Annotated in this window: 23 protein-coding genes and 1 pseudogene; 17 read left to right on the forward strand and 7 right to left on the reverse strand. The window is 64.0% G+C overall.

Going from position 1 to position 25,730, the window contains the following annotated elements; all coding sequences use genetic code 11:
• Positions 1-54: 54 nt before the first annotated feature.
• The 7 genes and pseudogenes from OW521_RS12565 (at position 55) to OW521_RS12595 (ending at position 6,886) form a co-directional block, all read left to right on the forward strand.
• Positions 55-2,703, forward strand: coding sequence for an ATP-binding protein (locus tag OW521_RS12565; RefSeq protein WP_268019973.1), 2,649 nt, complete (start codon positions 55-57; stop codon positions 2,701-2,703).
• Complete coding sequence (locus OW521_RS12570; RefSeq protein ID WP_268019974.1) at positions 2,700-3,377, forward strand: response regulator; 678 nt, start codon at positions 2,700-2,702, stop codon at positions 3,375-3,377. Before OW521_RS12565 ends, OW521_RS12570 begins: the two co-directional genes overlap by 4 nt.
• Positions 3,378-3,403: 26 nt before the next feature.
• Positions 3,404-3,526: pseudogene (locus tag OW521_RS12575) on the forward strand (maleylpyruvate isomerase family mycothiol-dependent enzyme); the annotation flags it as partial.
• 32 nt (positions 3,527-3,558) lie between these two features.
• On the forward strand, positions 3,559-4,098 hold the full coding sequence (locus OW521_RS12580) for a maleylpyruvate isomerase family mycothiol-dependent enzyme (RefSeq protein WP_268019975.1): 540 nt from the start codon (positions 3,559-3,561) through the stop codon (positions 4,096-4,098).
• Between the two features lie 797 nt (positions 4,099-4,895).
• The gene (locus OW521_RS12585; protein ID WP_268019976.1) at positions 4,896-5,621 is read left to right on the forward strand and encodes an SDR family oxidoreductase; all 726 of its coding nucleotides are present in this window, start codon (positions 4,896-4,898) and stop codon (positions 5,619-5,621) included.
• Positions 5,622-5,666: 45 nt separating this feature from the next.
• Positions 5,667-6,575, forward strand: a complete 909-nt coding sequence (locus tag OW521_RS12590) for a helix-turn-helix transcriptional regulator (protein ID WP_268019977.1) — start codon at positions 5,667-5,669, stop codon at positions 6,573-6,575.
• A complete protein-coding gene (locus OW521_RS12595; RefSeq protein ID WP_268019978.1) occupies positions 6,572-6,886 on the forward strand; it encodes a carboxymuconolactone decarboxylase family protein in 315 nt (104 codons plus the stop codon). The genes OW521_RS12590 and OW521_RS12595 overlap by 4 nt, the downstream gene beginning before the upstream one ends.
• Positions 6,887-6,941: 55 nt before the next feature.
• Here OW521_RS12595 and OW521_RS12600 read toward each other — a convergent pair whose 3' ends face one another.
• Positions 6,942-7,385 (reverse strand): hypothetical protein, encoded by a 444-nt coding sequence (locus OW521_RS12600; protein ID WP_268019979.1) that lies wholly within the window; start codon positions 7,383-7,385, stop codon positions 6,942-6,944.
• Between the two features lie 31 nt (positions 7,386-7,416).
• Positions 7,417-8,571, reverse strand: coding sequence for a hypothetical protein (locus OW521_RS12605; RefSeq protein ID WP_268019980.1), 1,155 nt, complete (start codon positions 8,569-8,571; stop codon positions 7,417-7,419).
• 185 nt (positions 8,572-8,756) lie between these two features.
• On the opposite strand from OW521_RS12605, the gene OW521_RS12610 reads away from it, so the two are divergent.
• Positions 8,757-9,689, forward strand: a complete 933-nt coding sequence (locus OW521_RS12610; protein ID WP_268019981.1) for an NAD-dependent epimerase/dehydratase family protein — start codon at positions 8,757-8,759, stop codon at positions 9,687-9,689.
• 34 nt (positions 9,690-9,723) lie between these two features.
• Here the strand turns inward: OW521_RS12610 and OW521_RS12615 are convergent, their stop codons facing one another.
• Together OW521_RS12615 and OW521_RS12620 are read right to left on the reverse strand one after the other, a co-directional pair.
• Positions 9,724-10,428, reverse strand: a complete 705-nt coding sequence (locus tag OW521_RS12615) for an alpha/beta fold hydrolase (RefSeq protein WP_268019982.1) — start codon at positions 10,426-10,428, stop codon at positions 9,724-9,726.
• A 73-nt stretch (positions 10,429-10,501) separates the two neighbouring features.
• Positions 10,502-12,406, reverse strand: coding sequence for an FAD-binding monooxygenase (locus OW521_RS12620; protein WP_268019983.1), 1,905 nt, complete (start codon positions 12,404-12,406; stop codon positions 10,502-10,504).
• Positions 12,407-13,084: 678 nt separating this feature from the next.
• Between OW521_RS12620 and OW521_RS12625 the strand changes: the two genes are divergently transcribed.
• The 6 genes from OW521_RS12625 to OW521_RS12650 all read left to right on the forward strand — a co-directional run bounded on the left by OW521_RS12625 (position 13,085) and on the right by OW521_RS12650 (position 19,574).
• Positions 13,085-14,554, forward strand: coding sequence for a fumarylacetoacetate hydrolase family protein (locus OW521_RS12625; protein WP_268019984.1), 1,470 nt, complete (start codon positions 13,085-13,087; stop codon positions 14,552-14,554).
• The gene (locus OW521_RS12630) at positions 14,547-15,221 is read left to right on the forward strand and encodes a GntR family transcriptional regulator (protein ID WP_268019985.1); all 675 of its coding nucleotides are present in this window, start codon (positions 14,547-14,549) and stop codon (positions 15,219-15,221) included. The genes OW521_RS12625 and OW521_RS12630 overlap by 8 nt, the downstream gene beginning before the upstream one ends.
• Before the next feature lie 55 nt (positions 15,222-15,276).
• Positions 15,277-16,791, forward strand: coding sequence for a 5-carboxymethyl-2-hydroxymuconate semialdehyde dehydrogenase (hpaE, locus tag OW521_RS12635; RefSeq protein ID WP_268019986.1), 1,515 nt, complete (start codon positions 15,277-15,279; stop codon positions 16,789-16,791).
• Between the two features lie 96 nt (positions 16,792-16,887).
• On the forward strand, positions 16,888-17,964 hold the full coding sequence (hpaD, locus tag OW521_RS12640) for a 3,4-dihydroxyphenylacetate 2,3-dioxygenase (RefSeq protein WP_268019987.1): 1,077 nt from the start codon (positions 16,888-16,890) through the stop codon (positions 17,962-17,964).
• 3 nt (positions 17,965-17,967) lie between these two features.
• Complete coding sequence (gene hpaH, locus OW521_RS12645) at positions 17,968-18,753, forward strand: 2-oxo-hept-4-ene-1,7-dioate hydratase (protein WP_268019988.1); 786 nt, start codon at positions 17,968-17,970, stop codon at positions 18,751-18,753.
• On the forward strand, positions 18,738-19,574 hold the full coding sequence (locus OW521_RS12650) for an HpcH/HpaI aldolase family protein (RefSeq protein WP_268019989.1): 837 nt from the start codon (positions 18,738-18,740) through the stop codon (positions 19,572-19,574). Before hpaH ends, OW521_RS12650 begins: the two co-directional genes overlap by 16 nt.
• A gap of 583 nt (positions 19,575-20,157) precedes the next feature.
• Here OW521_RS12650 and OW521_RS12655 read toward each other — a convergent pair.
• Positions 20,158-20,685: a hypothetical protein gene (locus OW521_RS12655; protein ID WP_268019990.1), complete on the reverse strand. Its 528-nt coding sequence runs from the start codon at positions 20,683-20,685 to the stop codon at positions 20,158-20,160.
• Between the two features lie 285 nt (positions 20,686-20,970).
• On the opposite strand from OW521_RS12655, the gene OW521_RS12660 reads away from it, so the two are divergent.
• Both OW521_RS12660 and OW521_RS12665 read left to right on the forward strand, forming a co-directional pair.
• Positions 20,971-22,179, forward strand: a complete 1,209-nt coding sequence (locus OW521_RS12660) for an aspartate transaminase (protein WP_268019991.1) — start codon at positions 20,971-20,973, stop codon at positions 22,177-22,179.
• 45 nt (positions 22,180-22,224) lie between these two features.
• Positions 22,225-22,899 (forward strand): 4-carboxy-4-hydroxy-2-oxoadipate aldolase/oxaloacetate decarboxylase, encoded by a 675-nt coding sequence (locus OW521_RS12665; protein WP_268019992.1) that lies wholly within the window; start codon positions 22,225-22,227, stop codon positions 22,897-22,899.
• A gap of 149 nt (positions 22,900-23,048) precedes the next feature.
• On the opposite strand, the gene OW521_RS12670 is transcribed toward OW521_RS12665, so the two are convergent.
• Both OW521_RS12670 and OW521_RS12675 read right to left on the reverse strand, forming a co-directional pair.
• Positions 23,049-23,270, reverse strand: coding sequence for a hypothetical protein (locus OW521_RS12670; protein ID WP_268019993.1), 222 nt, complete (start codon positions 23,268-23,270; stop codon positions 23,049-23,051).
• 134 nt (positions 23,271-23,404) lie between these two features.
• A complete protein-coding gene (locus OW521_RS12675) occupies positions 23,405-24,337 on the reverse strand; it encodes a LysR substrate-binding domain-containing protein (protein WP_268019994.1) in 933 nt (310 codons plus the stop codon).
• Between the two features lie 603 nt (positions 24,338-24,940).
• On the opposite strand from OW521_RS12675, the gene OW521_RS12680 reads away from it, so the two are divergent.
• On the forward strand, positions 24,941-25,729 hold the full coding sequence (locus OW521_RS12680) for a LamB/YcsF family protein (RefSeq protein WP_268019995.1): 789 nt from the start codon (positions 24,941-24,943) through the stop codon (positions 25,727-25,729).
• The last annotated feature ends 1 nt before the right edge of the window (position 25,730 follow it).

A 25,730-nucleotide genomic window follows, 5' to 3' on the forward strand; every position in this document is an offset into this window, starting at 1 on the left:
CGCCGGGCCTCGCTGCGCGGCACCGGCGCGTTCAACAAGTGAAAGAATGACCACATGGCACGGGCGACGCTGCGCATTTTCCTCGGGGCAGCCCCGGGGGTAGGTAAGACCTACGCCATGCTCGAGGAGGCCCACCGGCTGAGCGGACGTGGCGAGGACGTGGTGGTGGCCTTCGCCATGGACCATGGGCGCAGCGACACCCGTGCCTTGATGGACGGATTGGAAGTCATCCCGCCGCACACCATCGCGTACCGGGACACCGCCTTCGAAGAGATGGACGTCGACGCTGTCCTGGCCCGCAAGCCGCGGATCGCCGTCGTCGATGAATATGCCCACTCGAACATCCCCGGAAGCCGGAATCACAAGCGCTGGCAGGACGTCGAGGAACTGCTCGACGCCGGCATCAACGTCCTCTCCACCGTCAACGTGCAGCATCTGGCCTCCTTGGGGGACGTCGTGAGTGCCATCACCGATGTGCGGCAGTCGGAGACGGTGCCCGACGACGTCGTGCGGCGCGCCGATCAGATCCACATTGTGGACATTTCACCGGAGCTGCTGCGGCAGCGGTTGGGCGACGGCAAGATTTATTCGGCGGACAAGATCGATGCCGCATTGTCTAACTATTTCCGGCTCGGCAACCTGACTGCCCTGCGGGAACTGGCGCTTCTCTGGTTGGCCGACCGCGTGGACGAAGGGCTCGCGAAGTACCGTTCGGAACAGGGGATCGAGGCGAGCTGGCCGGCCCGCGAGCGGATTGTTATTGGCCTTACGGGCGGGCCTGAAGGGGACGTCCTCATCCGCCGGGCCGCCCGCATTCTCAAGCGCGTCAACGGCGGCGACTTGCTGGCCGTGCACGTCCGTGCTGCCGATGGGGTGGCCTCGGAATCGCCGCAGGCGCTGGAAGCCCAGCGGCTATTGGTCCGGGATTTGGGCGGGAGCTACCACACGGTGGCGGGGGAGGATCCCGCGAGGGCTTTGCTTGACTTCGCCCGCAGCGTTAACGCGACGCAGATCGTCGTCGGGATTTCCCGGCGCCGGTCCGTCGTTGGCAGGCTGACCGGCCGGGGGATCGGCAACCGGGTGGTGCGGGACTCCGGTGACATCGACGTGCACATGGTGTCGCATCCCTTGGGCGGCCGGGGGGTTGACCGTCCGCGGCAGCGGGACCTTGGGCGTGCCAGGGTGATGGTCGGATTTGCGATGGCGGTGGTCCTTCCGGTTCTTTTGCAGCTCCTGCTGGCAGCGAGTCCTTCGCACAACATTGCGACGGCCGTGCTCCTCCAGCTGACTGGCTCTGTGGCGGTAGCCCTGGTCGGCGGGTTGTGGCCCGCCCTGCTCGGTGCCCTATGGAGCAGCCTGCTTGTGAATTACTTCTCCATACCCCCCGTGGGCACCCTGACCATCAGCGACCCCGAGAACATCCTTGCTTTGCTTGTCTTCGTGGGTGTTTCAGCCGCTGTGGCCGCCGTGGTGGACGTCTCGGCCAGGCGTTCCAAGGAGGCCGCCCGTGCTCGTGCCGAAGCCACCACCTTAGGTGATCTCACGCGTGGAGCATCGAGCGCGGAGGACACCGTCGAGGGACTCTTGAAGCAAGCGCTGGACGTGTTCCAGATGCGCGGGGCGGCACTTTTCAGGGCAACAGGCGCGGGTTCCCCGGGCGCAGCTACCGGCGGTTGGCGCCTTGTCGCCAAAGCAGGGGAGGCCGCACCCCTTCCTCCCGACGGCGCCGACAACACCGAACAGATCGACGCCGGAACCCGATTGGTCCTATCCGGCCGAATCCTGCCCGCCAGCGACCGCCGGCTGCTGAGCGCCTTCGGCGCGCATCTATCGGCCCAGCTCGAGCGGCGCCAATTGGCGGCCAGCCGCCGTGAGGTCATGCGCTTGGCGGAAAGCAACACGATGCGCACGTCCATCCTGCGTGCCGTCTCCCATGACCTCCGGACTCCGCTGGCCGGGATCAAATTGGCCGTGGGGGGCTTGCGGCAAAGCAATGTCCACTACACGCCCGAGGAGGAGCAGGAACTGTTGGCAACCATCGAGGAATGCTCGGACAGGCTCGACGTCCTGGTGGGGAACCTGCTGGACATGTCCCGCATTACCTCGGACTCGGTGAACGCGCTCATCCGCCCGGTGCGCTGGTACGAAGTGATTCCGGCCGCCCTGCATGGCGTACCGCCGGGGAGGGTGCGCGTCGACTTGCCCGGAAACATGCCGGAGATCGACGCCGACTCCGGAATGCTGGAAAGAGTCATCGCCAACATCGTGGAGAACGCCATCAAATACGCTCCGGATTCGGATGTGGTCCTGGTGGGTGCAGCAGGCGGCCTCAGTTCCTCAACCCTGGACGGGAGACCGTCAGGAGAGCTGCGCATCATCGATCACGGCCAAGGAGTCCCAGCCGAAAGCGTCGTCAGGATGTTCCAGCCGTTCCAGCGGCTCAACGACGTTCCTTCCACCACCGGGGTTGGCCTTGGCCTCGCTGTAGCCAAGGGATTCACGGAAGCGATGGGAGGCACACTCACCGCGGAAGAGACTCCGGGTGGTGGTTTGACTATGGTCATCCGGCTGCCGTTATCTACCGGGGTCGCGTTCCCGCATGAGGAGGCGCAAGCTCCCTTGGAAGCGCAATCGGTGCTCATGGAGCGCCGCCACATGCCGCCGTCGGGCAGTCCAGATAGCGCCCCCAGGGAGGCGAGATGAGCAACGTCCTGGTGGTGGACGACGATCCCCATATCGTCAAAGCCTTGCGGATTACCCTCCAGGCCCACGGTTACACCGTGGCCACCGCGTCCGACGGCGAATCGGCCTTGCGCTCTGCCGCCCAGCATCCGGTGGGCGTACTGATCCTCGACCTAGGGTTGCCGGATATCGACGGAACCACTGTCATTACCCGGTTGCGTGCGTGGAGCAACGTGCCCATCCTGGTCCTTTCCGCCCGGCATGGCTCCGACGACAAAGTTGAAGCCCTCGACGCCGGCGCGGATGACTACATCACCAAGCCGTTCGGGCTCGATGAGCTGCTGGCCCGCCTCCGGGCGATCCTGCGGCGAACCGCGGATCCGGGCGAAGAGCCGCCCGTGCTGGTCACTGACTCGTTCACGGTGGACCTGGCCATGAGGCGTGTAACGCGCGATGGCGTGGACGTCCGCCTGACGCCGACCGAGTGGAGGATCCTGGATCTGTTCGTGCGGAACCCGGAGAAGCTGATCACCCAGCAACAGCTCCTCAGCGAGGTCTGGGGGCCAGCGTACGCCAAGGAAGCCAACTACCTGCGCGTGTACATGGCCCAGCTCCGGCGGAAACTGGAACCGGAAGCCGGGAACCCTCGCCACCTGATCACCGAGGTGGGGATTGGGTACCGGTTCATGCCATGAGTCCGGCGCCGGTCTATGCTCGATCCATGTCGCCCGATCTCTACCTTGCCGAGCTGTCCATCTGCGTCGATCAACTCCGCATCCTTGCCAGACAACCTGAAGATAAGCTTGCACATTCGGTTCCCGCCTGTCCGGGTTGGACACTCGACGGACTTTTCGGGCACCTTGGCTCGATCGAACGATGGGCTGCGGAGATTATTCTTGGGGGAAGCTCGTCGAGGAACGTCCTGCCCCTTCCGTCGGCGCTGCAGGGTGGTTCCTCGAGGGGTCGAACTCGTTTCTCGAGACAATGGCGAGGATGGATCCCGAGAAAGAATGCTGGAATTTCGGGCCCCCTCCCCGCAAGGCCGGATTCTGGCTCAGGCGCCAAGCACACGAACACGCGATCCACCTTGTCGACGCCTGCTTGGCATCAGATCTGGAGGCCCCCGCCTTCAGTGAAGACTTCATGTTCGATGGAATCGACGAGGTTTTGGAAATGTTCATCCCGCGCCAGCTGAGGCTGGGGCGTATGCCGCAACCGGAAGCCGCCGTGACCTTCAACGTCCCAGGATCCGGCAGCCGGACCATTGGTACGGGGCCCGTCGCGGCGTCGATTACTGCGCCTCTGCGCAGCATGTATCTCGGTCTCTGGGGACGTTCAGACCTCACAGACTCCGCCGTCATCGAGGGGGATGCTTCCCTTGCGCTCCGTGTCCTGGAAGGGCCAATCACGCCCTGAGAATCCTCGGATGCCTAAGCGGCTTTCGATTCGGCCTTGATCTTTGGTGGGCCGGTCTTGTGGATCGGCCAGGCTTCACCTGTCTCCCAAGTTCCCGCTCAGTAGGTAGAGTCGAAGCCATGACTCGCCGGAAGGTTCAATCTGCCCTTGTCGCGATTCCTTTCGCTTTGTGCCTGATCGCACTTGCACCGGCAGGGACTGCAGTGGCCGCGCCTTGCGATTCGCCGGGCCTTCTTGGACTGGTCGGCATGTGCTCGCCCGGCAGCTCCGCGACTCCCCGGCCGTCGGGCAAACCCACCCCGCCAGGCACGCCTAGTCCACCGGTACAACCGCAACCACAACCGGATCCGGGAGCTACGGTTCCGGCCGGCGGAGCCTCACCCCCGTCGCCGGTGGCGACCGTGGAGCCGGACCCGATCAAGACCGCGCCACCAGCTGCGACAGGGTCCGCAGTGCCGACGCCGTTTGTCACTCCTCCCGCTCCTTCGGCTCGGAATTCAGCGTCGGCGGCTGGCCCCAGTGTTGACCCCGGTGGCCCAGCCCCGAACGGTCAGCCCGTGGCACCGACCTTGTCTGTGGCGGGATGGCTTTTGGCCTTTGGCGGAGCACTGATCGCCGCCGGGGGCATGGTGGGTCTCAGAAGATATCCATCGCTTTAGGCGTTGTATACCCGGCGTCCCCCCGCTAACACCCGGCGTCCCGCCGCGAAACAGGTAAAGACCGGCCCTCCCTCATTCTGTTGCGCGTTCCTAGGATTGAAAGCGAAGCCGAAAAGCACACCGAACGAGGGGCCAACAATGAGTACTGGACAGGGACGGGTAGCCGTCATCACCGGCGCGTCGTCGGGAATCGGTGCCGCAACGGCGAGGGCGCTCGCTGCGGATGGGTATCGTGTGGCGTTGCTTGCACGAAGGGTCGACCGGATCCAGGCGCTGGCGGATGAACTCGGGGATGGCGCCATTGCTATCGAGGCGGACGTCACCGACCGCGGCTCCCTGCTGGCGGCTGCGGAACGGGTCAAGGCCGAGTTCGGCGGGACTGACGTTTTGGTAAACAACGCGGGGATCATGCTGCTCGGTCCGTTCTCTTCGGATCAGCAGGACGACTACCGCCAAATGATCGAGGTGAACCTGATCGGCGCGATCACAGCAACCGAGGTTTTCCTGGACCAGCTCCGAGATGGTGGCGGGGACTTGGTGAACATTTCTTCCGTTGCTGGCAGGACGGCCCGGCCCGGCAATGGCGTCTACGCCGCGACGAAGTGGGGGATCAACGGTTGGTCGGAATCGCTCCGGCAAGAACTGCAACCAGGGGTTCGCGTGACGGTCATCGAACCGGGGGCGGTTGCCACCGAGTTGCCAAGCCACATCACGCACGAACAGACCAGGGCGGGCGCCGAGGCGATGTACAGCCAGGTGGCTGTCACGGCAGAGGACATCGCCGAAGTCATCGCGTTCGCCGTCAGCCGGCCCCGACGCCTGACCATCAACGAGATCCTGCTGCGCCCCGCAGGCCAGGCCTGAAGCGGCGAACCCGTGCGTCGCCGTCGTCGAAACTAAGGTAGGGGAATGGATAACAGGACCGAGGTCCGGGACTTCCTGACGTCCCGCCGTGCCCGCGTCACACCCGAACAGGCCGGGATTCCGGTCTATGGTGGGCACCGACGCGTCAAGGGCCTTCGCCGGGAGGAAGTGGCGATGCTCGCCGGCGTGAGCGTGGATTACTATGTGCGGATGGAGCGGGGCAACCTCTCCGGCGTCTCGGAAAGCATTCTTGACGCGGTCGCACGCACGCTCCAGCTGAGCGAGGTTGAGCACGCCCACTTCTACGACCTCGCCAACACAGCCAACAGCAGCGGCACCCGCATGGCACGCCCGGCAGTGACTCACGTGCGCCCGGCCTTGCAGCGCATACTCGACTCGATCGCGGCACCGGCTTGGGTCAGAAACGGCAAAGCCGACTTCCTTGCCAGCAACCGTCTGGGACGGGCGCTCTACGCGCCGATCTTCATCGATCCCCGACGCCCAGGGAACACCGCCCGGTTCCTTTTCCTGGACCCGCGCGCGGCGGACTTCTATCCCGACTGGCCGGAGATGGCCCGCGGCATGGTCGCAACGCTGCGCGCCGAGGCTGGCAGGCATCCCTACGACAAAGGCCTGACCGACCTCATCGGGGAACTCGCGACCCACAGCGAACCCTTCCGCCAGCTCTGGGCCTCCCACGAAGTCCTCACCCATCGCAACGGCACCAAGCGCCTGCGGCACCCCGTCGTCGGCGATTTAGAACTCACGTACGAGGCTATGCAACTGGCCACGGACGAGGGCCTGACGCTGCTCATCTACGCCGCCGAACCCGGCTCCCGGTCCGAGGAAGGACTCCGTCTGCTCAACAGCTGGGCACCCGCGGAGGACGACGAAGGCACCGAAGGCCCGCCCTTCGCCCCGGCCGGAGAATCACGAACAAGGAGAACAACATGACCGAACAATCCCGCGCCCAGCAACTCGTCGGGGACATCTCGCCCAAACTGGCCTCACTCACCGACGACGTGCTCTTCGCCGACGTCTGGGAACGGACCGAGTTGGCCAAGCGCGACCGGAGCCTCATTACCGTTGCGAGTCTCGTAACGAGCGGCAGCACCGAACAGCTTTTTGGACACCTGCGCCTGGCGAAGGCCAACGGACTGACCGAGGCCGAATTGAGCGAGGCAATCACGCATTTGGCGTTCTACGCGGGCTGGCCGAAGGCGATGTCCGCCATGGCGGTCGCCAAGCAGGTGTTTGCCGAGTAGCCGCGTTCACGTCCGTGGGCGCCTGGTGCCCCCATCTCCGGTTACTTCCGGAAGTTCAGCCCTGCGGGGGTTGCCCTTGGAGAGAGGCGATCTGCGCACGCGCGGCCTCGATGAGTTCATTGTTGGTGTTGGCGTGGCCGTTGAGGCCCCAACCGCCGTCGGGCGCTTCTGTCAGGAGAACCCAAGTGCGTTCGGGTAGCGTCGGGTCCGCCGCGGCTGTTGCGATGAGGGCAGTGAGCTGTTCGACCAAGACGAGCTGCTTGTCGCGGTCCAATGCGCCCGCGTTCGTGAGCACCTGGACCCGCACGTCGCGGCTGTCGCCGTCGACATTCGACAGGTCCCCTTCCGGGAGTTCATGGATGAATGCTGCCGTGTTCTTTCGGAACATCGGAATGTCCGGAACCTGCTCCACCCGCATCACAGTCGACGCCAGGTCAATCGCGAGCTGGTGCTTGTCTGCAAAGGTCCCGGTGGTGGCATATACGTCGATCATGGGCATGATGCTTCTCCTTTTCTATGTCGGTCAACCTTTAGCGTGTCCTCCGCTGGCCAAGCATTTGCGGATCGTCTGGCTTTACTTCCTTTGAGGTACGGTTCTTCGGCCGGAACGGCATTGTCGGTTCCGACGGGAATCGCCGCGGGCCACTCCACATTGAAGGCGGGGCGTCGATTGCGTAGGCGAGGGCGTACGCTACCTTTTCGTAATTGACGCGCCAGCCCCTGAAATGGGGCCAGGCCTGTTCCGCTGTCACTTCAACCGGGTAGTCGACGGTTCGCAGGAGTTCCACTGCCGCTTGGAAGTCTTCGAAAGTCACGTCGAGTGGGGAATCGGGATCGGGATCATCGTCCACCGGGATACGAATGGCCCGCGCCACTTGATTCAGGCAAGTGAACCCCATCCGAAGAACCAGCCGCGCCCGGGTACTCGGTGCAGACCCCGGACTCAACGAAAGTTGCAACGCAGCCGCGTCCATCACACTGAGCAGGGAGTTGAGCCAGTTCGATTGCGGAGCGGGTGAACGGAACCACACCAACGTGAGGTAAGTGCTGTGTGATTCTGCCACATCAGCGGCCCACCGCTCCCAGATGCGGTAGAGATCGCTAAGCTCGCTGGTGCTGTTCTGGGCGGCCATGCCAAACCGTGTGCGCACCAGAAGCTCAGGTCCCCACGACGGCGAGCCTGCCCTCGACACCAGGAGCGTGACTTCCGCTTCACGCCTGTTGAAGGCCGCATAAAGCGTTGGCAGGTAGCCAATCTGTAAAGCGATGACTATCAACCCGGTATACGCGGCTACGTACACCAACACTGTGTTGCCAACGTTCGACGGCGCAGCGTAGCCGAGCGTGAACATCGCGGAGCCAGCTTCGCTAGCGGCCTGCCAGATGTCACCGTCGACGAAGGGAAGAAGCAGGAGGCTGAACGACAAGTCGAAAAGGATCACCCAAACAAGCAAGCGGACGAATAGCGACATCGGAGACTGCCAGGCAAGGATCCGGTCACGTGCTTCGTACGAGGTTACGTGTTTCGTGATGGCAAAGAACATCTTCGCCGTGACCATATGGGTCACCCGTGAAAGGGTGCTGTGAAGCGGCCGAGGAACTATCAGGGTTCCGATGACACTCATCCAGTTCAGGAGCAGCCCAACCATCCCGACCGAAAAACACGCCCACACGATTACTGTCAATACACTCTTTCGACAATGCCGGACACCAATTCAGCCACTGTCCAAGGGAAGGAGGACAAAGCTGGTGAGGCTCGTATCATTCATGCCCCCTCGAATCTTGTCAAGGGTGATGGCCTCCTTCGTGTTGTAGGGTGTGCGATGTCACCCAGCAACGGATTGGCCGGACAGCTCAGGAGATAACCATCGTGGCAAACCAACTCATCCTCGGCGCGGGACTCGTAGGCGGGACGCTTGCGAGGCAGCTCACCGCCCGTGGAGACCAAGTCACTCTCGGCACCCGCAGCGGCACTACGATCCCTGGTGCGGCTCCGGTGAAGCTGGACGCCAACAACCCTGCCGCCGTCACGCAGGCCGCTCGCGGGGCCGACGCAATCTTCGTTTGCACCAACCCGCCGTACACCGACTGGGTAGCGGACTGGCCTCCGATCTTCGACGCCGTGATCAAGGCGGCGCGTGACACTGGGGCCGCTCTTGTGCTCATGGGTAACCTCTACGCCTACGGCTCCCCGGACGGTCCGATGACCGAGAACTCACCGCTCGCCACGACCGAGAAAAAGGGCCTGGTGCGCAAAGCGGGCTGGGAGAAGGTGCTGGCCGCGCACGAACGCGGTGAACTCCGGGCCGCCGAGGTTCGGGCGAGCGACTACTTCGGCCCAGGGGCCGCTGGCATGTCAACGCACCTCGGTAGTGGCTTTTTCGAACCAGTGTTGGCTTCCAAAACGGCGCGCGTCGTTGGAGACCCCGCACTAGAGCACAGTTGGAGCTTCCTGCCCGATATCGCCGAGACGCTGATCGCAGCCGCAGACCACACAGGTGAATGGGGCCGTGCTTGGCATGTGCCGAGTGCGTCCGTCCCTCGCTCGGAAATCGTGCGGCAGGTGAATGAGCGCTGGGGAGTGAAGGGCCGGGTCGCCGCGATCCCGCAGTGGACACTCAGGGCCCTCGGTACGGTCATTCCTGTCCTGCGCGAGATCTCAGCCTCAAGCTACCAATTCAGGATGCCCTTCGTGATCGACTCCACGGAGACGCAGCGGATCCTGGGTGTCACGGCAACACCATGGGACGAAGCGCTGGAAGTCACGGTGGACAGCTACCGCAAGCCCCCGACGAGCAACTGAGGCACATATAAGGCCTGAGGCACACAAACAGCCCTTAACCAGTCCGCTCCACCGCCGCGAGAATGGCTTCCCCGAGTTCAATCGGCTTGGTGAACTGGGGCCAGTGTCCAGTGGGCAGATCCATGAATTCGACATCGTTGATACGCGCGAGCTCGGCCACGAAGGGGTGGCCGGATTCGATCCATTCGCCGAGCAGGCTGGAGGGGAATTCACACGCGATGATGGTGGCCGGGACGTCGTAGCGGCGAACATCGTGCAGCCGCTGTTTATCGGTGGCCACGTTCTTTGGCTCCGGGATGGCGCGTGCGCGGAAGGCGGCGCGCAGCTCGTCATTGAGGTCCACGAGGTCCTCATTTTCGAAAAGCTCCCATGGTGGCAAGGGCACGGCGTCGCCCTCGACCGGCAGTTCGTCGTTGATGACGGCGCCCTCGCCGAGCGGGCCGCTGTCCACGTAAACCGCCCGGACCACGCGGTCCGGGCGGGCGTCGACGGCGCCGTGGATAATCGCACCTCCGCCTGAGTGGCCGACAAGAACAACAGGCTTGCCGACGGCGTCGACAGCTGCCACTACGGCGTCGATGTGATCCCTGAGGCCGATGCCGGACCGTGGGGCATCAACGGCCTCCAACCCAGGCAGCGTAAGTGGGTGGACGGTGTGTCCCGCAGCAACGAGCGGCGGCGTGACCTCCGACCATGACGAGGCGTCCAACCAGAATCCGGGAACCATGATGATGTCCATGCCGGTACCCTACGACGGGCCACCGACAGAATGAACCCTTCCGGAGTCACTCCCGCCAGGATGCGCCAACAGCTCACGCTGCCGCGGTCCGTCCCGATCGCAGGAGGGGCGCGAAGAACGCTGCGAGTTCCGCCGTCGCCGTGGGGGGCAGGACGTTCGCGACGTACTGGTCCGGGCGCACCACCACCACGACGCCGCCGCGGTCCAGGCCGCGCAGCTCAAAGATGTCAGCCGAAGGATCCGTGCCGTAGACGTTCTCAAGGTAGGTGAGCTTGAACGGCCCCACCTGAGGCTTGAATACCTCCGGGACGGCCCCGATGTCGACGCTCGTGTGCTCCTGCTGGTAAATCACCTTGACGTCGAACCACGCGTCGCGGTCAGCGCCCGACGGCGTTGCGGCCAACGGCGAGTCCGGCGAGTTCGCGATCCACTCGGCAAAGTCGACGACGGGTGATGGCGCGCCGGCCTGGGCTGCGTCCGCGAAGACATAGATGCGCCACCGTCCGTCCGCCTTGGCCTGGTGGCCGAGTTGGACCGGGTTGGTGTCGCAGACGCGCACCACGGGCGCGGATTTGAAACGCTTGCCGATGGTGTATCCCGTCGCCAAACCTTGGTGTGTGGGCTCGGCGATGAGCGGCGAGGGGGCGTAATGGGTCATGAAACCGGCAGGGAACTCTGCCGTGCTCACGTAGAAGTTCTCCAGCTCGGTGGGGTTCTCAAACTCCTCGGGCTTCTTCGCCATGAGCGCGGACCACTCTTTGTCGAAGTCGATGAGGTTCTTGGCAACGACTTGGCGCTCGGCCGAGTACGTGGACAGCAGGCTCTCCGGACTGCGGCCCTCGAGCACATGACCGAGCTTCCAGGCCAGGTTGAAGCCGTCCTGCATGGAGACATTCATGCCCTGACCGGCCTTCGCGCTGTGGGTGTGGCAGGCATCGCCCGTAATGAAAACGCGGGGCGTGCGCGTGCCACGCTCGTCCGGCAGGACGTCGTCGAACCTGTCTGTGAGGCGGTGGCCCACTTCGTAGACGCTGTGCCAGGCGACGTTTCGCACATCGAGGGTGTACGGGTGGAGGATGTCGTTCGCCTTGGCAATGATCTGCTCGATCGTGGTGCTGCGAACGGAGCGGTTGTCATTCCGGTCCACCTCGCCGAGGTCGACGTACATGCGGAAGAGGTGGCCGCCTTCGCGCGGGATCAGCAGGATGCTGCCGCCCGTGCCGGACTGGATGGCACACTTCGTCCGGATGTCGGGGAAATCCGTGACCGCGAGGACATCCATGACGCCCCAGGCATGGTTGGCCTGGTCGCCGGCGAGGGTGCAGCCGATCGACTCCCGCACCTTGCTGCGTGCGCCGTCCGCGCCGACGACGTACTTGGCCCGGACAATGCGCTCCTGGCCCTCATTGGGGCCGGCCGTGTGGAGGAGCGTCACGGTGACGGGGTAGTCGCCTTCGTTGGTGACCTCAAGGCCGCGGAACTCGTACCCGTAGTCGGGAGACATGCGGGTGGGGGAGTTCGCCATGAACTCGGCGAAGTAGTCCAGCACGCGCGCCTGGTTGACGATGAGGTGCGGGAATTCGCTGATGTCTCCGGTCGGATCGTCGAGGGCACGGGCGGACCGGATGATGCGCGAGGGATCCGCGGGGTCTGGCTTCCAGAACGCCATCTCGGTGATCCGGTACGCCTCGGCGATGATCCGCTCGGCAAACCCGAAGGCTTGGAAAGTCTCGACACTGCGGGCCTGGATGCCGTCGGCTTGGCCGATCGCGAGCCTTCCGCTGCGGCGCTCCACGATCCGGGTTTCGACGCCCGGGAACTGGGACAGCTGCGCGGCGGCGAGCATGCCGGCGGGCCCGCTGCCCACGATGAGGACGTCGACCTCGTCGGGAAGATCAGTGGGTCTCTTGATTCCGACGCCGGCGGCCGGCTGGACTCGCGGGTCACCGGATACATAACCGTGGTGGTGGAACTGCACGGGCTTTCCTCACTTCGTTGTGTGGTTGTTCAATTATAGAATTCAAGATTCGATAATTGAACTTGTTCTGCCCAAAACTGTACGCCAGGTGTGACGCTGGTGACAAGGCGCTTGGTTTAGTCGTTGCGAGGGGGTGGTCTCGGACAGGTTGGCTGGCCGTTGCGTCGGATTCTGCGCAATCATTCGACGGCGGTTCGCAGGCGTCCGCGTCATTCCGGGGCCGGGAACCGGGTCGGGCTGAATTGATCGTGCAGAATCCGACACAGTCCTTCCGGTCTGGCGCAGGCGTCCTGAGTGGTGACAGTCCTGATCCGAAGCCGGCGGCAACTCGGACGTGGACCTGCCCGGAACGGCAGAGCGCTGGCAACCACGTGCAGGCTCAGAGCCTTTGGGCCGATTGATCGAAAGTGCCAGGCACACACCAATTCCATGAGCCCGCCCTGAACTATCATCAGGACAGCTGCCGCCTTGTGCCTCTTCATCGTTTGCTCCGCCGTCTGTCGCATCCAGGAGTGCCCGCTACGCGGAGCCTGGGATCCGTCGTCGATCCTCGATAATCGGGGAGCTCAAATAGCCAACAGGCCACCTTTGGCGCCGTATTGCGCCAAAGGGTTGACGTCGCGAAGTTCCCCGGTCATAGTTATCGTATACGATTTCGTACTCGATGAGGAGACAATCTTGGAACAGGTCACCGACCACACCCTGGCCGCGGCCCGCAAGGTCATCGCGGTGCATATTAACTACCCCAGCCGGGCCGCGCAGCGCGGCCGCACCCCGGAACAGCCGTCCTATTTCCTGAAGCCTTCGTCGTCCCTGACGTTCGGCTCGGCAGAAGCTCCGTCAACAGTGGAGCGTCCGGCCGGCTGTGAACTCCTCGGGTACGAGGGCGAGATCGCGCTGATTATTGGCAAGCCTGCCCGCCGTGTGAGCCTTGAGGACGCGTGGAGCCATATCGGGTGGGTGACGGCGAGCAACGACCTCGGCGTCTACGATCTCCGCTACGCGGACAAGGGCTCCAACCTCCGGTCCAAGGGCGGCGACGGTTTCACTCCGGTGGGCCCCGCGCTGATCCCGGCCGCCGACGTCGACCCCTCCCAAATGAGGATCCGCACCTGGCACAACGGCGAACTCGTCCAGGACGACACCACCGAAGACCTGCTGTTCCCCTTCGCGCGCCTCGTCGCCGATCTCTCCCAGCTACTCACCCTCGAAACCGGCGACATCATCCTCACCGGCACCCCGGCCGGCGCCTCCGTCGCCCAACCCGGCGACGTCGTCGAGGTTGAGGTCACCGCTGGCGGGCTCAGCAGCGGCCGCCTGGCCACCACAGTCGTGGAAGGTACGACGGCGTTCGCGGACTTCGGCGCCCGGCCCAAGTCCGATGACGTGCAGCGCGAGGAAGCGTACGGTTCCCGCGAAGCGGCGGGCCTCACCGTCGTCGTGCCTGTCCTGACCCCGGAGCTGAAGAAGAAACTCGAAAGCGTCGCCACCGCCACGTTGTCCAGCCAGCTGCGGAAACGCGGGCTGAACAACGTAAGCATCGACGGACTGCAGGCCACCCGCCCGGACCGCCGCGTCGTCGGGCTCGCCCGGACTCTGCGCTATGTTCCGAACCGCGAGGACCTGTTCAAGACCCACGGCGGCGGATTCAACGCCCAGAAGCGGGCCATCGATTCCGTCAACGAGGGTGAAATCCTGGTCATGGAAGCCCGGGGCGAAAAGGGCACCGGGACGGTGGGGGACATCCTGGCGCTGCGTGCCCAGATGCGCGGCGCGGCGGCAATCATCACCGACGGCGGCGTCCGCGACTACTCAGCGGTGGCAGGACTGGACATGCCCACCTACTTCGCCAACCCCCACCCCGCCGTGCTGGGGCGCCGGCACATCCCGTGGGACACGGACATCACCATCGCCTGCGGCGGGGCCACGGTCCAGCCCGGGGACATCATCGTGGCCGACTCGGACGGCATCCTGGTGATTCCGCCGGCCATCGCCGGGGAACTGGTAGATGAGTGCATCGAGCAGGAGAAGGAAGAGGCGTTCATCTTCGAGATGGTCAGGCAGGGCAACAGCGTGGACGGTCTTTATCCGATGAATGCGCAGTGGCGTGCCCGCTACGAAGAGTGGGAAGGAGCCCAAGGTGACTGAAATCGCCGTCGGGAGCAAATCCGAGCAAGCTTATGCCGCCGTCAAGGCGCGGATCGTGGATGGCACTTACTCGCCCGGATACCGGCTGGTGCTGGCCAAGATCGCCGAGGACCTGGGCGTCAGCGTGGTCCCCGTCCGGGAGGCGATCCGCCGCCTGGAGGCTGAAGGTCTCGTGAAGTTCGAGCGCAACGTCGGCGCCACGGTCTCGGGGATCGACCCCACGGAGTACCTGTACACGATGCAGACCCTGAGCATCATCGAGGGCGCGGCCACGGCGTTGTCCGCACCGCTGATCGGGGCCGCGGATATCGCCCGGGCCCGTGCAGTCAATGCGGAGATGCGGGACTGCCTGGAGCATTTCGATCCGGTCCGCTTCACGGCGCTGAACCAGGATTTCCACAGCGTGCTCTTTGAACACTGCCCGAATCCGCACATTCTGGACCTCGTGCACCGGGGCTGGAACCGGCTCGCCTCGATCAGGGCCTCGACGTTCCGATTCGTCCCCGGCCGCGCGCATGAATCCGTGGACGAACACGAGGCGCTGCTCCAACTCATTGAAAGCAACGCCGACGCCGACACCATCGAACAAGCCGCCCGCCGGCACCGCGCCGCCACCCTCGACGCATACCTCGCACAAAGCAACGCGGGGTCACTTAGCGCCCATTAAACGGCTCAACATGGGCCGTAAGTGACCCCGCGTTCCACCAGTAAAAGGAAAAGTAATGACGTTCACTGCACCAGAAACCACCGCCCATTACGTGCCGAAGGACCTTCCCACCCACATCCAGCACTTCATCGACGGCCAGTTCGTTGACTCGGTGAGCGGGAAGACCTTCGATGTCCTGGATCCGGTATCGAACGGCAACTACGCCACCGCCGCGGCCGGGCAGAAGGAAGACATCGATCTCGCCGTCGCCGCGGCCCGCGAAGCTTTCGTGAACGGTCCGTGGCCTAAGATGAAGCCCCGCGAGCGTGCCCGCGTCCTGAACAGGATCGCCGACGCCGTCGAGGCCCAGGAAGACCGGCTCGCCGAGCTCGAGACTTTCGACACCGGCCTGCCGATCACCCAGGCCAAGGGCCAAGCGTTGCGTGCGGCGGAGAACTTCCGCTTCTTCGCGGACCTGATCGTGGCCCAGTTCGACGACGCCATGAAGGTCCCGGGCGCCCAGATCAACTACGTGAACCGCAAGCCGATCGGCGTCGCGGGCCTGATCACGCCGTGGAACACCCCGTTCATGCTCGAATCCTGGAAGCTCGCCCCGGCCCTGGCCACCGGCAACACCGTGGTCCTCAAGCCGGCCGAGTTCACCCCGCTCTCGGCCTCCCTCTGGGCCCAGATCTTCAAGGATGCGGGCCTGCCCGACGGCGTGTTCAATCTGGTCAACGGCCTGGGCGAGGAAGCCGGCGACGCGTTGGTCAAACACCCGGACGTGCCGCTGATCTCCTTCACCGGGGAGACCACCACGGGCCAGACGATCTTCCGCAACGCCGCCGCCAACCTCAAGGGCCTGTCCATGGAGCTGGGCGGCAAATCGCCGTGCGTCGTGTTCGCCGACGCCGACCTGGACGCCGCGATCGATTCGGCCCTGTTCGGGGTTTTCTCCCTCAACGGGGAACGCTGCACCGCCGGCTCCCGCATCCTGGTCGAACGCGCGATCTATGCGGAGTTCTGCGAAAAGTACGCCGCCCGCGCGAAGAACATCGTCGTCGGGGACCCGCACGACCCCAAGACCCAGGTGGGCGCCCTCGTCCATCCCGAGCACTACGCCAAAGTCGCCTCGTACGTGGAGATCGGCAAGACCGAGGGCCGGCTGCTTGCCGGCGGCGGCCGCCCGGAACACCTGCCCGAGGGTAACTACATCGCGCCGACGGTGTTCGCCGACGTCGCGCCCGACGCCCGGATCTTCCAGGAGGAGATCTTCGGCCCCGTCGTCGCAATCACCCCCTTCGAGAACGACGACGAAGCCCTCGCCCTGGCGAACAACACCAAATACGGCCTGGCGGCCTACATCTGGACCCAGAACCTGACCCGCGCCCACAACTTCGCGCAGAACGTCGAAGCCGGCATGGTCTGGCTCAACAGCCACAACGTCCGGGACCTGCGCACCCCCTTCGGCGGCGTCAAGGCCTCGGGCCTGGGCCACGAAGGCGGCTACCGCTCCATCGATTTCTACACCGACCAGCAGGCCGTGCACATCACCCTCGGCACTGTCCACACCCCCAAGTTCGGCGCCTAACCCAACTAACTCGCACTTGTTGTCGTTATGAGGCTCCAAAACGACACTTACTGCGAGTCAGTTGGGTGGAATTCCTTTCAAAGAAGAGAGACAACAATGACCAACTTCGTCCCCACCCCCGCCGTCCCGGCGCCGGATATCGTCCGCTGCGCCTACCTCGAACTCGTCGTCACCGACCTCGCCAAGTCCCGCGAGTTCTACGTGGACCTCCTGGGCCTGCACGTCACCGAAGAAGACGAGAACACCATCTACCTGCGCTCCTTCGAGGAGTTCATCCACCACAACCTGGTCCTCCGCAAGGGACCCGTCGCCGCCGCCGCCGCGTTCGCGTACCGGGTGAAGTCCCCGGCCGAGGTGGACGCCGCCGAGGCCTACTACCGCGAGCTGGGCTGCCGGGTGGAGCGCCGCAAGGAAGGCTTCACCAAGGGCGTCGGCGACTCCGTACGCGTCGAGGACCCGCTGGGCTTCCCCTACGAGTTCTTCTACGAGGTGGAACACGTCGAACGCCTCACCCAGCGCTACGACCTCTACTCCGCCGGGGAACTGGTCCGTCTGGACCACTTCAACCAGGTCACCCCCGATGTTCCCCGCGGCCGGAAGTACCTCGAGGACCTCGGCTTCCGCGTCTCCGAGGACATCAAGGACTCCGACGGCGTCACGTACGCCGCGTGGATGCACCGCAAGCAGACCGTCCACGACACCGCCCTGACCGGCGGCAACGGCCCCCGCCTGCACCACATCGCCTTCTCCACGCACGAGAAGCACAACATCATCCAGATCTGCGACAAGATGGGCGCCCTGCGCATCAGCGACCGGATCGAACGCGGCCCCGGCCGGCACGGCGTTTCCAACGCCTTCTACCTGTACATCCTGGACCCGGACGGGCACCGCATCGAGATCTACACCCAGGACTACTACACCGGGGACCCGGACAACCCCACCGTCACCTGGGACGTGCACGACAACCAGCGCCGCGACTGGTGGGGCAACCCCGTGGTCCCCTCCTGGTACACCGAGGCCTCCCTCGTCCTGGACCTGGACGGCAACCCCCAACCCGTCATCATCCGCGAGGAAAAAAGCGAAATGGCCGTCACCGTCGGCGCCGACGGCTTCTCCTACACCCGCAAGGATGACGCGGCCGCGGAGGGCTTCAAGCTCGGGGCGCAGGTCTAAACCATGCTTGACCCGAAGACGATAGAAGCGATTGCGGACGAACTGCTGGAGGCCGGCCGGTCCCGGACCCCGGTTCCGCGCCTGACAGCCCGCTACCCTGACATGACAGTGGAGGATTCCTACGCCGTGCAGCAGTTGTGGCGGCGCAGGAACGAGGACGCCGGCCGGAAGCTGGTAGGCCGCAAGATCGGGCTGACGTCCAAGGCCATGCAGGCCGCCACAGGCATCACCGAACCCGACTATGGCGCCATCTTTGACGACATGGTCCTGGAAACCGGCTGCTCCGTGGCATGGGACCAGTACACCCACCCAAGAGTGGAGGTGGAGCTGGCCTTCGTCCTTAAGAAGGACCTCTCCGGGCCGGGTTGCACCATCTTCGACGTCCTGAACGCCACCGACTACGTGGTTCCGGCCCTCGAGATCCTCGATTCCAGGATTGAGATGGAGGGCCGGACCATCGTGGACACCATCTCGGACAACGCCGCGATGGGTGCCATGGTGGTGGGCGGACGCCCTGTCCGCCCGGACGCCGTCGACCTCCGCTGGGTATCGGCGATCCTCTACAAGAACCAGACAGTGGAGGAAACCGGCGTCGCCGCCGGCGTCCTGGACCATCCCGCGAACGGCGTGCACTGGCTCGCCAACAAGATCGCCCCGCACGGCGACGGGCTGAAGGCCGGGGAGATCATCCTCGCCGGCTCCTTCACCCGCCCGCTCTGGGTGTACAAAGGGGATACCGTCCACGCCGACTACGGACCCTTGGGAGTTGTCACATGCCGGTTCGAGTAGAACCAGACCGCACGTTTCGCGAAGCCTTGGCCTCCGCGGACCGGCCCCTCGCCGGGATGTGGGTGTGTTCCGGCAGCCCGCTCATCGCCGAGCTGTGCGCAGGGGCCGGCTTGGATTGGCTCCTGATCGACGCCGAACACAGCCCCAACGGCCTCGAATCCATCCTCGCCCAGCTCCAGGCGGTCCGCGGCTACGCCGTCCAGGCCGTGGTCCGCCCGCCGGCCAACGACACCGTGCTCCTCAAGCAATACCTGGACCTGGGCGTGCAGGACCTGCTCATCCCCATGGTCAACTCCGCCGCGGAAGCCAAGGCCGCCGTCGCAGCTGTCCGCTACCCGCCGCTTGGCGTGCGGGGCGTCGGCTCGGCATTGGCCCGCGCTTCGCGTTGGAACCGCATCCCGGACTACCTCGCCCGCGCCTCGGAGACGGTCAGCGTGACGGTCCAGATCGAAACCGAGGCCGCCGTCGCGGCGGTGGAGGACATTCTGGCGGTCGACGGCGTCGATGCCATCTTCGTCGGTCCCTCCGACCTCGCCGCTTCCATGGGCCTGCTGGGACAGCAGGAACACCCGAAGGTGCGCGCCGCCGTCGAGCACTGCGTTGGCGCGGCGAAGACGGCGGGAAAGCCGGCCGGCGTCAACGCCTTCAACGAAGGCACGGCGCGCGCGTACATGGCCGCCGGCGCGTCCTTCGTGCTGGTCGGTGCGGACGTCGCGCTCCTGGCGCGCGGCACGGAAGCACTCGCGGACAAGTTCATTCCGGCAACGCCCGACGGCGGAGCGCCCTTTGGCGGGACAGGTGACACGCCGTCGAGCTACTGAACTAAGTAGGTAGTCGGCACTCTTCCGGAGGTCCTTGGACGGAGCTACATTGGATATCCCGAGGCCGCTCGGAGGGCGGTCGAGGAGGGGCCGTCCGCAATTTCAATGGAGCATGCCGTGGTCGCGCAACCAGATGTCAATCCTCAACGAACTGCAGCCCTTGCCCAACCGCCGGCTGCAAGGCGTTCAGGCCTCCCGGAGTACGATCTTCGGGCGGTTTACGTCCCGCAGTCGGGGCTGTTCCGAGATGATGAGGGGCGCGAATTCTTCGTGACTGCCGTGGAATTCTGGGAGCACGCGACGGTAGTCAGTCTGTGTTGGAAACGCAGGCCCGTGGCAGGGCAGGGAAGTCCGCCCTTGGTTGCCACGGATGAGCATGACCGTGTGCTGGGCTTGAAGCGCATCTGGAACGTTGGTGCGCGATCGATCCAACATTTTGAACCGATTTCAACGTCAGCCCGCGCATTGACGGTGCTCATTGCCAGGAGATCAGGAACGCAGGAACTGTTTAGCTGCAGGACGCCTCCGGCAAAGAAAGAGGCAATGACGAGCTAGAGGCGCGGTCTGGGCTGGCCCGCGGAAACTAGGCAGTCCGTGCGATGCCCCGTGTTGACCTGCGGATATGGTCGGGCGTGAGGCCGGTCAGCGAGGCAAGCTCAAGGTCGTCGCAGGCTTGGGTGCGGAGCGCCATGACGATCAATGCCTCCCTGCGTTCTGTGATCTGGTCGCGGTGCCTTTCGGCTGCGTTGAGTTCATCGCTTTTCGCCCTCAAGGCATCCACATGCGCGGCGCGCGGAAATCCGCTCGGGTGGAGGTCATAAGCCAAAGCAATGGTCCGGACGGCCCGAATGTTTTCCCCGGTCACTGCGGAAATTGTGGCCAGGGGGAGCCCATCTTCCAGTGCCTGGGCGATCATCTCATTCCGGGCAGCGGTCAATGTTCGGATAGCACTTGCAGCATGGGACAGGAGTTGCCTATACGCCGCGAGGGCTTGGGTGAGCTTGGCATGTTCCCCTTTGGCCGCAGCTTGGGGTCGTGCTGGAGACTTGGCCCGGTAGGCGTACCTGCCGGTGGCTGACGAGCCCCGAAGGGACCCGGATTGGGCTGCCATGCGATCCCTTTCGGACTCTTCGCGAACTCTTCTGATCTATGAAATCTAGGCGGCATTCGCGGAGCTGCGGAAATACCAATACCAGGTGAACCCATAAGAAAAGTGCATGTGAAGAACCAATATGGGCTGAGAAGAAGGCGAAACAATGCCAGACCGCACAAGCGTCATAAGTGCCCCTTATTGATCCACGCACATTAGGTCTTATCCACGGCGCCCGGCAGTGCCTAGTCTCGAAATTGGGGATTCGACACCCGAATCCTGAGTTTCACGATTCTGGAGAAGACAATGTCCGAGTACCTGCCGGCGTCGAGGGTCACACGCATCAAGTCCTCAGCGAGCGTTGCGGCCGCCGCCCGCGTCCGTGAACTACGAGCCGAAGGCATCCCGATCATCGACCTGACCGTCGGCGAGCCGGACTTCGACACCCCCGACCACATCAAGGCGGCCGCCATCGAAGCGATCAACGCCGGCGAGACCAAATACACCTCGGTAACCGGAACGCCCGAGCTGCAGACCGCCATCCTCCGCCGGATCGAAAGCCACACCGGCGCACACTACGAGCCGAACCAGCTCACCATCGGCGGCGGCGCCAAGCAGGTCCTTTACGTAGCCCTCATGGCATCGCTCAACGTGGGCGACGAAGTGATCGTCCCCGCACCGTACTGGGTGTCCTACCCGGACATGGTCCTCGCCAACGACGGCACTCCGGTGATCGTCGCTTGCGGAGAAGACACCGGCTTCAAGCTGACTCCGGCCGCCCTGAAGGAAGCCATCACGCCCAAGACCAAGTGGCTTATCCTCAACGCACCGTCCAACCCGACGGGCGCCGTGTACTCCCGCGAAGAACTACAGGCCCTGGGTGCTGTCCTTGAGGAATTCCCGCACGTCTATATCCTCACCGACGAGATCTATGACGAAATCCATTTCGGCGACGGCCGGGTGACCAGCCTCGTCACGGCGGTTCCGTCCCTGCGCGACCGGATCCTGCTGGTCAACGGTGTCTCCAAGGCCTACGCAATGACCGGCTGGCGCCTTGGCTACGGGGTGGGCCCGGTACCCTTGATCGCTGCCATGAACAAGCTGCAGTCGCAGACGTCCTCATGCCCGTCCTCCATTAGCCAGGCAGCCGCGGCAGCCGCGCTGAACGGCGATCAGTCCTTCGTCCGGGACAGCGTGGAGGTATATCGCAAGCGCCGCGACGTCGCCGTCCAAGGCCTCAACGCCATTGACGGGCTGTCCGTCGCCGCCGCCGAGGGCGCCTTCTACGCCTACGTGAACTGCAGCGGCGTCATTGGCAAGACGGCTCCCGACGGGACGGTCATCGAAAATGACCAGGACTTCACGCTGTACCTCCTCAACGCGGCCGCGGTCGCCGTCATCCAGGGCTCGGCCTACGGACTAGGCCCCTACTTCCGGATCTCCTTTGCGACCTCGCTGGAGACCATCAACGCTGGCGTGGACTCGATCCGCAAGGCAGTCAGCGCCCTCAACTAAGCCCCACGGGCACCCCAGAAGTCAGCCAAGAGAAAGATTCAGAAAATGATCCACGTAAAGACCAAATTCCAGAGGCCCGACGCCGACGTCGTCAGCCGCCTCGCGGCGTTCTCCTCCGCGACCATCCACGAAGCACAGGGCCGCCGCGGCGCCCTGAGCTCGAAGATCAAGCCGATCGATCGCTCGATGTCCTTCTGCGGCCCGGCCGTCACCGTGGCCTGTGCCCCGCAAGACAACCTCATGCTGCAGGTTGCCATCCACTATGCTCAGGCCGGCGACGTCGTCTTGGTGGGGGCGCAGGAATTTTCCGACGCCGGCACTTTCGGCGACGTCCTGGGCAACGCCATGAAGGCCAAGGGCATTGCGGCCATGGTGACGGATTCCGGCGTGCGTGACACCCAGGACCTCATCGACCTGGGCCTGCCTGTTTTCTCCGGCAGCGTCTGCATCAAGGGCACGGTAAAGGAAACCCTGGGCCCGATCAACCACCCGCTCGTCTTCGGCGATGAGATCATCTACCCCGGAGACATCCTCCGCGGTGACGCCGACGGCGTCGTGGTGGTGCGCCGTGAGGAAGCTGAGGAGGTCATCGCACTCTCCCAGGCCCGCGACGACGCCGAACGCGAGCTCATCAAGGCCTACCACGCCGGAGGCACCACCATCGAGTTGTGCGGTCTGACGGAGAAGCTAAAGGCCAAGGGGCTCCTGGTCGAAGACTGATTGTCTCGCTGGGGCCGGTCACCGAATGCGGTGGCCGGCCTTTTGCGCGTCCGTTTCCGGGCACGAAGAAGGCGCCTTGCCAGGGGCACGGCGCCTTGCGTGGTGCGGCGGGTTGGAGAGGAGCCGACGACGGCGGGTGGCCGGTCGAATCAGTCCAGTCCGAGGCGTCCTGTACGGGCGTCGACCAGATACCACTCGATGCTGTGCCCGGCATGCGCCGGCATAAGGCTTCCTTCGAAGACGAAGAGAGGTTCGCCCACGCCACCCAAAGGACGCCAGAAACCATTCCTTGGGCAGTGGAATCCGGTCCGTGCACTGATCGTTCCGAGGGTTGGATTCGAAACCCAGCTGGTCTGGCTGATCCTTTTCACCGTTGTTCCTTTGATTGGGTTCACGGAATCCGTGAGCCGCTTTCGAATTACTTACTAATTCGATAATAGGAAATTAAGGCGCCCGTGAATAAGACCAAAGATGTCTGTCCGGATAAGGCAATGTTATGGATGGATCAGGCCTCGGATGGATCGGCCGCGTACTTGCTGATCAATTGTTGCTGCAGCATCTCCTTGACCAGGATGAGCACGGCCGAGGCGGCCTCGGACAGCGGCTCATGGTCGGGGGTGCACAGGGCAATCTTGCTCTGCAGGGCCGGTTCGACGATCCGCAATACCTTGAAGGTCTCATCGGGGAAGAGCGCATCAGCGGCGGATTTAGGTAGCACGGTGGCCCCGAGGTTCGCGCGAATGAGCCGAACAAGCGACGGAACGGATTCCACTTCGCCTACGAGCCGCAAGGGCAACCCTCGGTCGGCCAGCCCCTTCTCGATGATCTGGCGGAGGGTGTGGTTCTTTTCGGGGAGGAAAAGTCCAAGGCTGCTGGCTTCTTCGAGGGTGACTGTTGTTCGGCCCTGAGCCACATCGACGTCTTCATGGGTCACCAAGTGCAGGTCTTCCACAATCATGGTGGTGAACTGCACTCCGCGGATCTTCCCCGGCTCGTAGATCAGGGCCATGTCGAGGCGGCCATTCTTGATCGCCTCGCTCAGCACGCCGCCGAAGATCTCCGTCAGGTGCACCACAATGTCCGGGTAACGCCGGCCAACCTCGCGGATGATCTGCGGCGTCAGGCTGGAGGCCATGCTGTACGGTGCGATCGCGATGGACACCCTGCCGGACGGTGCCGCCCCGGACGTCGCTACGTCCTGCCGCGCTTGTTCGACGAGGCGCAGGATGGTCTGGGCATGGCGATACAGGGTGTGTCCTGCCGCCGTTGGCTCGACTCCTTGCTTGCTGCGGATCAGCAGGCGTTGCTTAAGGTCGCTTTCAAGCGCAGACACCTGCTGGCTGAGGGCAGGTTGGGCGACGTGGAGCGCCGCGGCGGCCTTGGTGATGCTCCCCGAATCGACGATCTTTACAAAGTACGAGAGCTTCCGAGTGTCCATGGGTCTGCCTTCCTCTAGGCCCCCACAGGGGCATAGATGCCATAAGGAAATTCTATGTGGGGACACACAATTAGTCTTTGTGTGACCTGTCTCTCAACGACTAATTTGAGATCCACATCCCCATGGTGATGTTTCCCAATCATTGCCGGCAGTTCGTTGACTCCCCATCAACCAAATTGCACCGATACCCAAATATAGACGCATTTGGGACGCTGCCCTACAAGTAGATCGTCACGTAAAGAGCACCCCATGAGACCTTCGGGCACATGGCCTTCGGGCCGACAGCATGCGATCACCCGGGCCGCCGGTGCGTCCGCGCCGAACCTGATCCCCGCCGGGATCTTCGCGTGCGGCACATGTGCTGTAGGTCATAACCGGGAGCTATCCCGTGATAGCGAATAGGTCTTTGTGCCGGAACTTCGTCGGTGCGAGACTTCTATCACCAAAGAATTATCGACAGTGCATCTGATTGAAGAATTTTAGCTAAACACTTTCAATCGAACAGGCAGCCGAATTCATCGGATATTCCAGCCGTTCCGTTTGTAGATTCACGGACGTATGGAATTGCGGGACGTCAATGCAGAACCACGGAAAGAGAACCACGTGAACCCGACAATTGATCTTGTAGCGGATCTTGGAGAGGGATTCGGTGCCTACACCATAGGCAGCGACTCCGATCTTCTGGAGATCGTTTCAAGCGCCAATATCGCTTGCGGGTTCCACGCAGGCGATCCCGACATCATGGACGCCACCGTTGCTGAGTGCGTTCGCCGCGGAGTCGGCATCGGAGCGCATCCGAGCTTCCCCGACCTCCGCGGCTTCGGTCGCCGGGACATGGGCCTCAGTGCTGACGAAGTACGTTCCGATGTTTTGTACCAACTCGGAGCCCTGTCCGGCTTCGCAGCTTTCCACGGAACCAAGGTCACCCACATCGCGCCGCACGGCCGGCTGGGAAACCTCGTAGCCGTGCGTGCGGACTACGCCGCCGCCGTGGCTGAGGCCGCCGCCCGGGTAGACAACGAACTCATCGTCGTCGCCCAGGAGGGCGAACTGGCCAAAGCGGCACGTTCCGCTGGTCTGGCCGTGGCCATTGTCGGCATCGTCGACCGCGCGTACCAGGAAGACGGCACGCTGGTTCCGCGGAGCCAGCCCGGCGCCGTCCTGCACGATCCCTCTGCGATTGTGGAGCGAACCGTCCGCATGGTCTGCGAAGGCAAGATCCGCTGCGCGAACGGCACCGACATCGACATTTCCACGGACACCGTCCTGCTTCATGGGGACAATCCGGGCGCCGTCGAACTTGCCCGGCTCATCCGCTCGGAGCTCATCTCGGCCGGCGTCCGGATCGCCCCGCTGGCAGAGGTCATGGATGCCAAGAGGAAGGCGGCCTGAC

Source organism: Arthrobacter sp. MMS18-M83 (genome assembly GCF_026683955.1).
Classification (GTDB): Bacteria; Actinomycetota; Actinomycetes; order Actinomycetales; family Micrococcaceae; genus Arthrobacter.

Excerpts from the sequence above, each read along its gene's own strand:
- OW521_RS12565 (WP_268019973.1), top strand. The coding sequence starts at position 55 with ATGGCACGGGCGACGCTGCGCATTTTCCTCGGGGCAGCCCCGGGGGTA.
- OW521_RS12570 (WP_268019974.1), top strand. The coding sequence starts at position 2,700 with ATGAGCAACGTCCTGGTGGTGGACGACGATCCCCATATCGTCAAAGCC.
- OW521_RS12580 (WP_268019975.1), top strand. The coding sequence starts at position 3,559 with ATGGGCTGCGGAGATTATTCTTGGGGGAAGCTCGTCGAGGAACGTCCT.
- OW521_RS12585 (WP_268019976.1), top strand. The coding sequence starts at position 4,896 with ATGAGTACTGGACAGGGACGGGTAGCCGTCATCACCGGCGCGTCGTCG.
- OW521_RS12590 (WP_268019977.1), top strand. The coding sequence starts at position 5,667 with ATGGATAACAGGACCGAGGTCCGGGACTTCCTGACGTCCCGCCGTGCC.
- OW521_RS12595 (WP_268019978.1), top strand. The coding sequence starts at position 6,572 with ATGACCGAACAATCCCGCGCCCAGCAACTCGTCGGGGACATCTCGCCC.
- OW521_RS12600 (WP_268019979.1), bottom strand. The coding sequence starts at position 7,385 with ATGCCCATGATCGACGTATATGCCACCACCGGGACCTTTGCAGACAAG.
- OW521_RS12615 (WP_268019982.1), bottom strand. The coding sequence starts at position 10,428 with ATGGACATCATCATGGTTCCCGGATTCTGGTTGGACGCCTCGTCATGG.
- hpaE (WP_268019986.1), top strand. The coding sequence starts at position 15,277 with ATGACGTTCACTGCACCAGAAACCACCGCCCATTACGTGCCGAAGGAC.
- hpaD (WP_268019987.1), top strand. The coding sequence starts at position 16,888 with ATGACCAACTTCGTCCCCACCCCCGCCGTCCCGGCGCCGGATATCGTC.
- hpaH (WP_268019988.1), top strand. The coding sequence starts at position 17,968 with ATGCTTGACCCGAAGACGATAGAAGCGATTGCGGACGAACTGCTGGAG.
- OW521_RS12650 (WP_268019989.1), top strand. The coding sequence starts at position 18,738 with ATGCCGGTTCGAGTAGAACCAGACCGCACGTTTCGCGAAGCCTTGGCC.
- OW521_RS12655 (WP_268019990.1), bottom strand. The coding sequence starts at position 20,685 with ATGGCAGCCCAATCCGGGTCCCTTCGGGGCTCGTCAGCCACCGGCAGG.
- OW521_RS12660 (WP_268019991.1), top strand. The coding sequence starts at position 20,971 with ATGTCCGAGTACCTGCCGGCGTCGAGGGTCACACGCATCAAGTCCTCA.
- OW521_RS12665 (WP_268019992.1), top strand. The coding sequence starts at position 22,225 with ATGATCCACGTAAAGACCAAATTCCAGAGGCCCGACGCCGACGTCGTC.
- OW521_RS12675 (WP_268019994.1), bottom strand. The coding sequence starts at position 24,337 with ATGGACACTCGGAAGCTCTCGTACTTTGTAAAGATCGTCGATTCGGGG.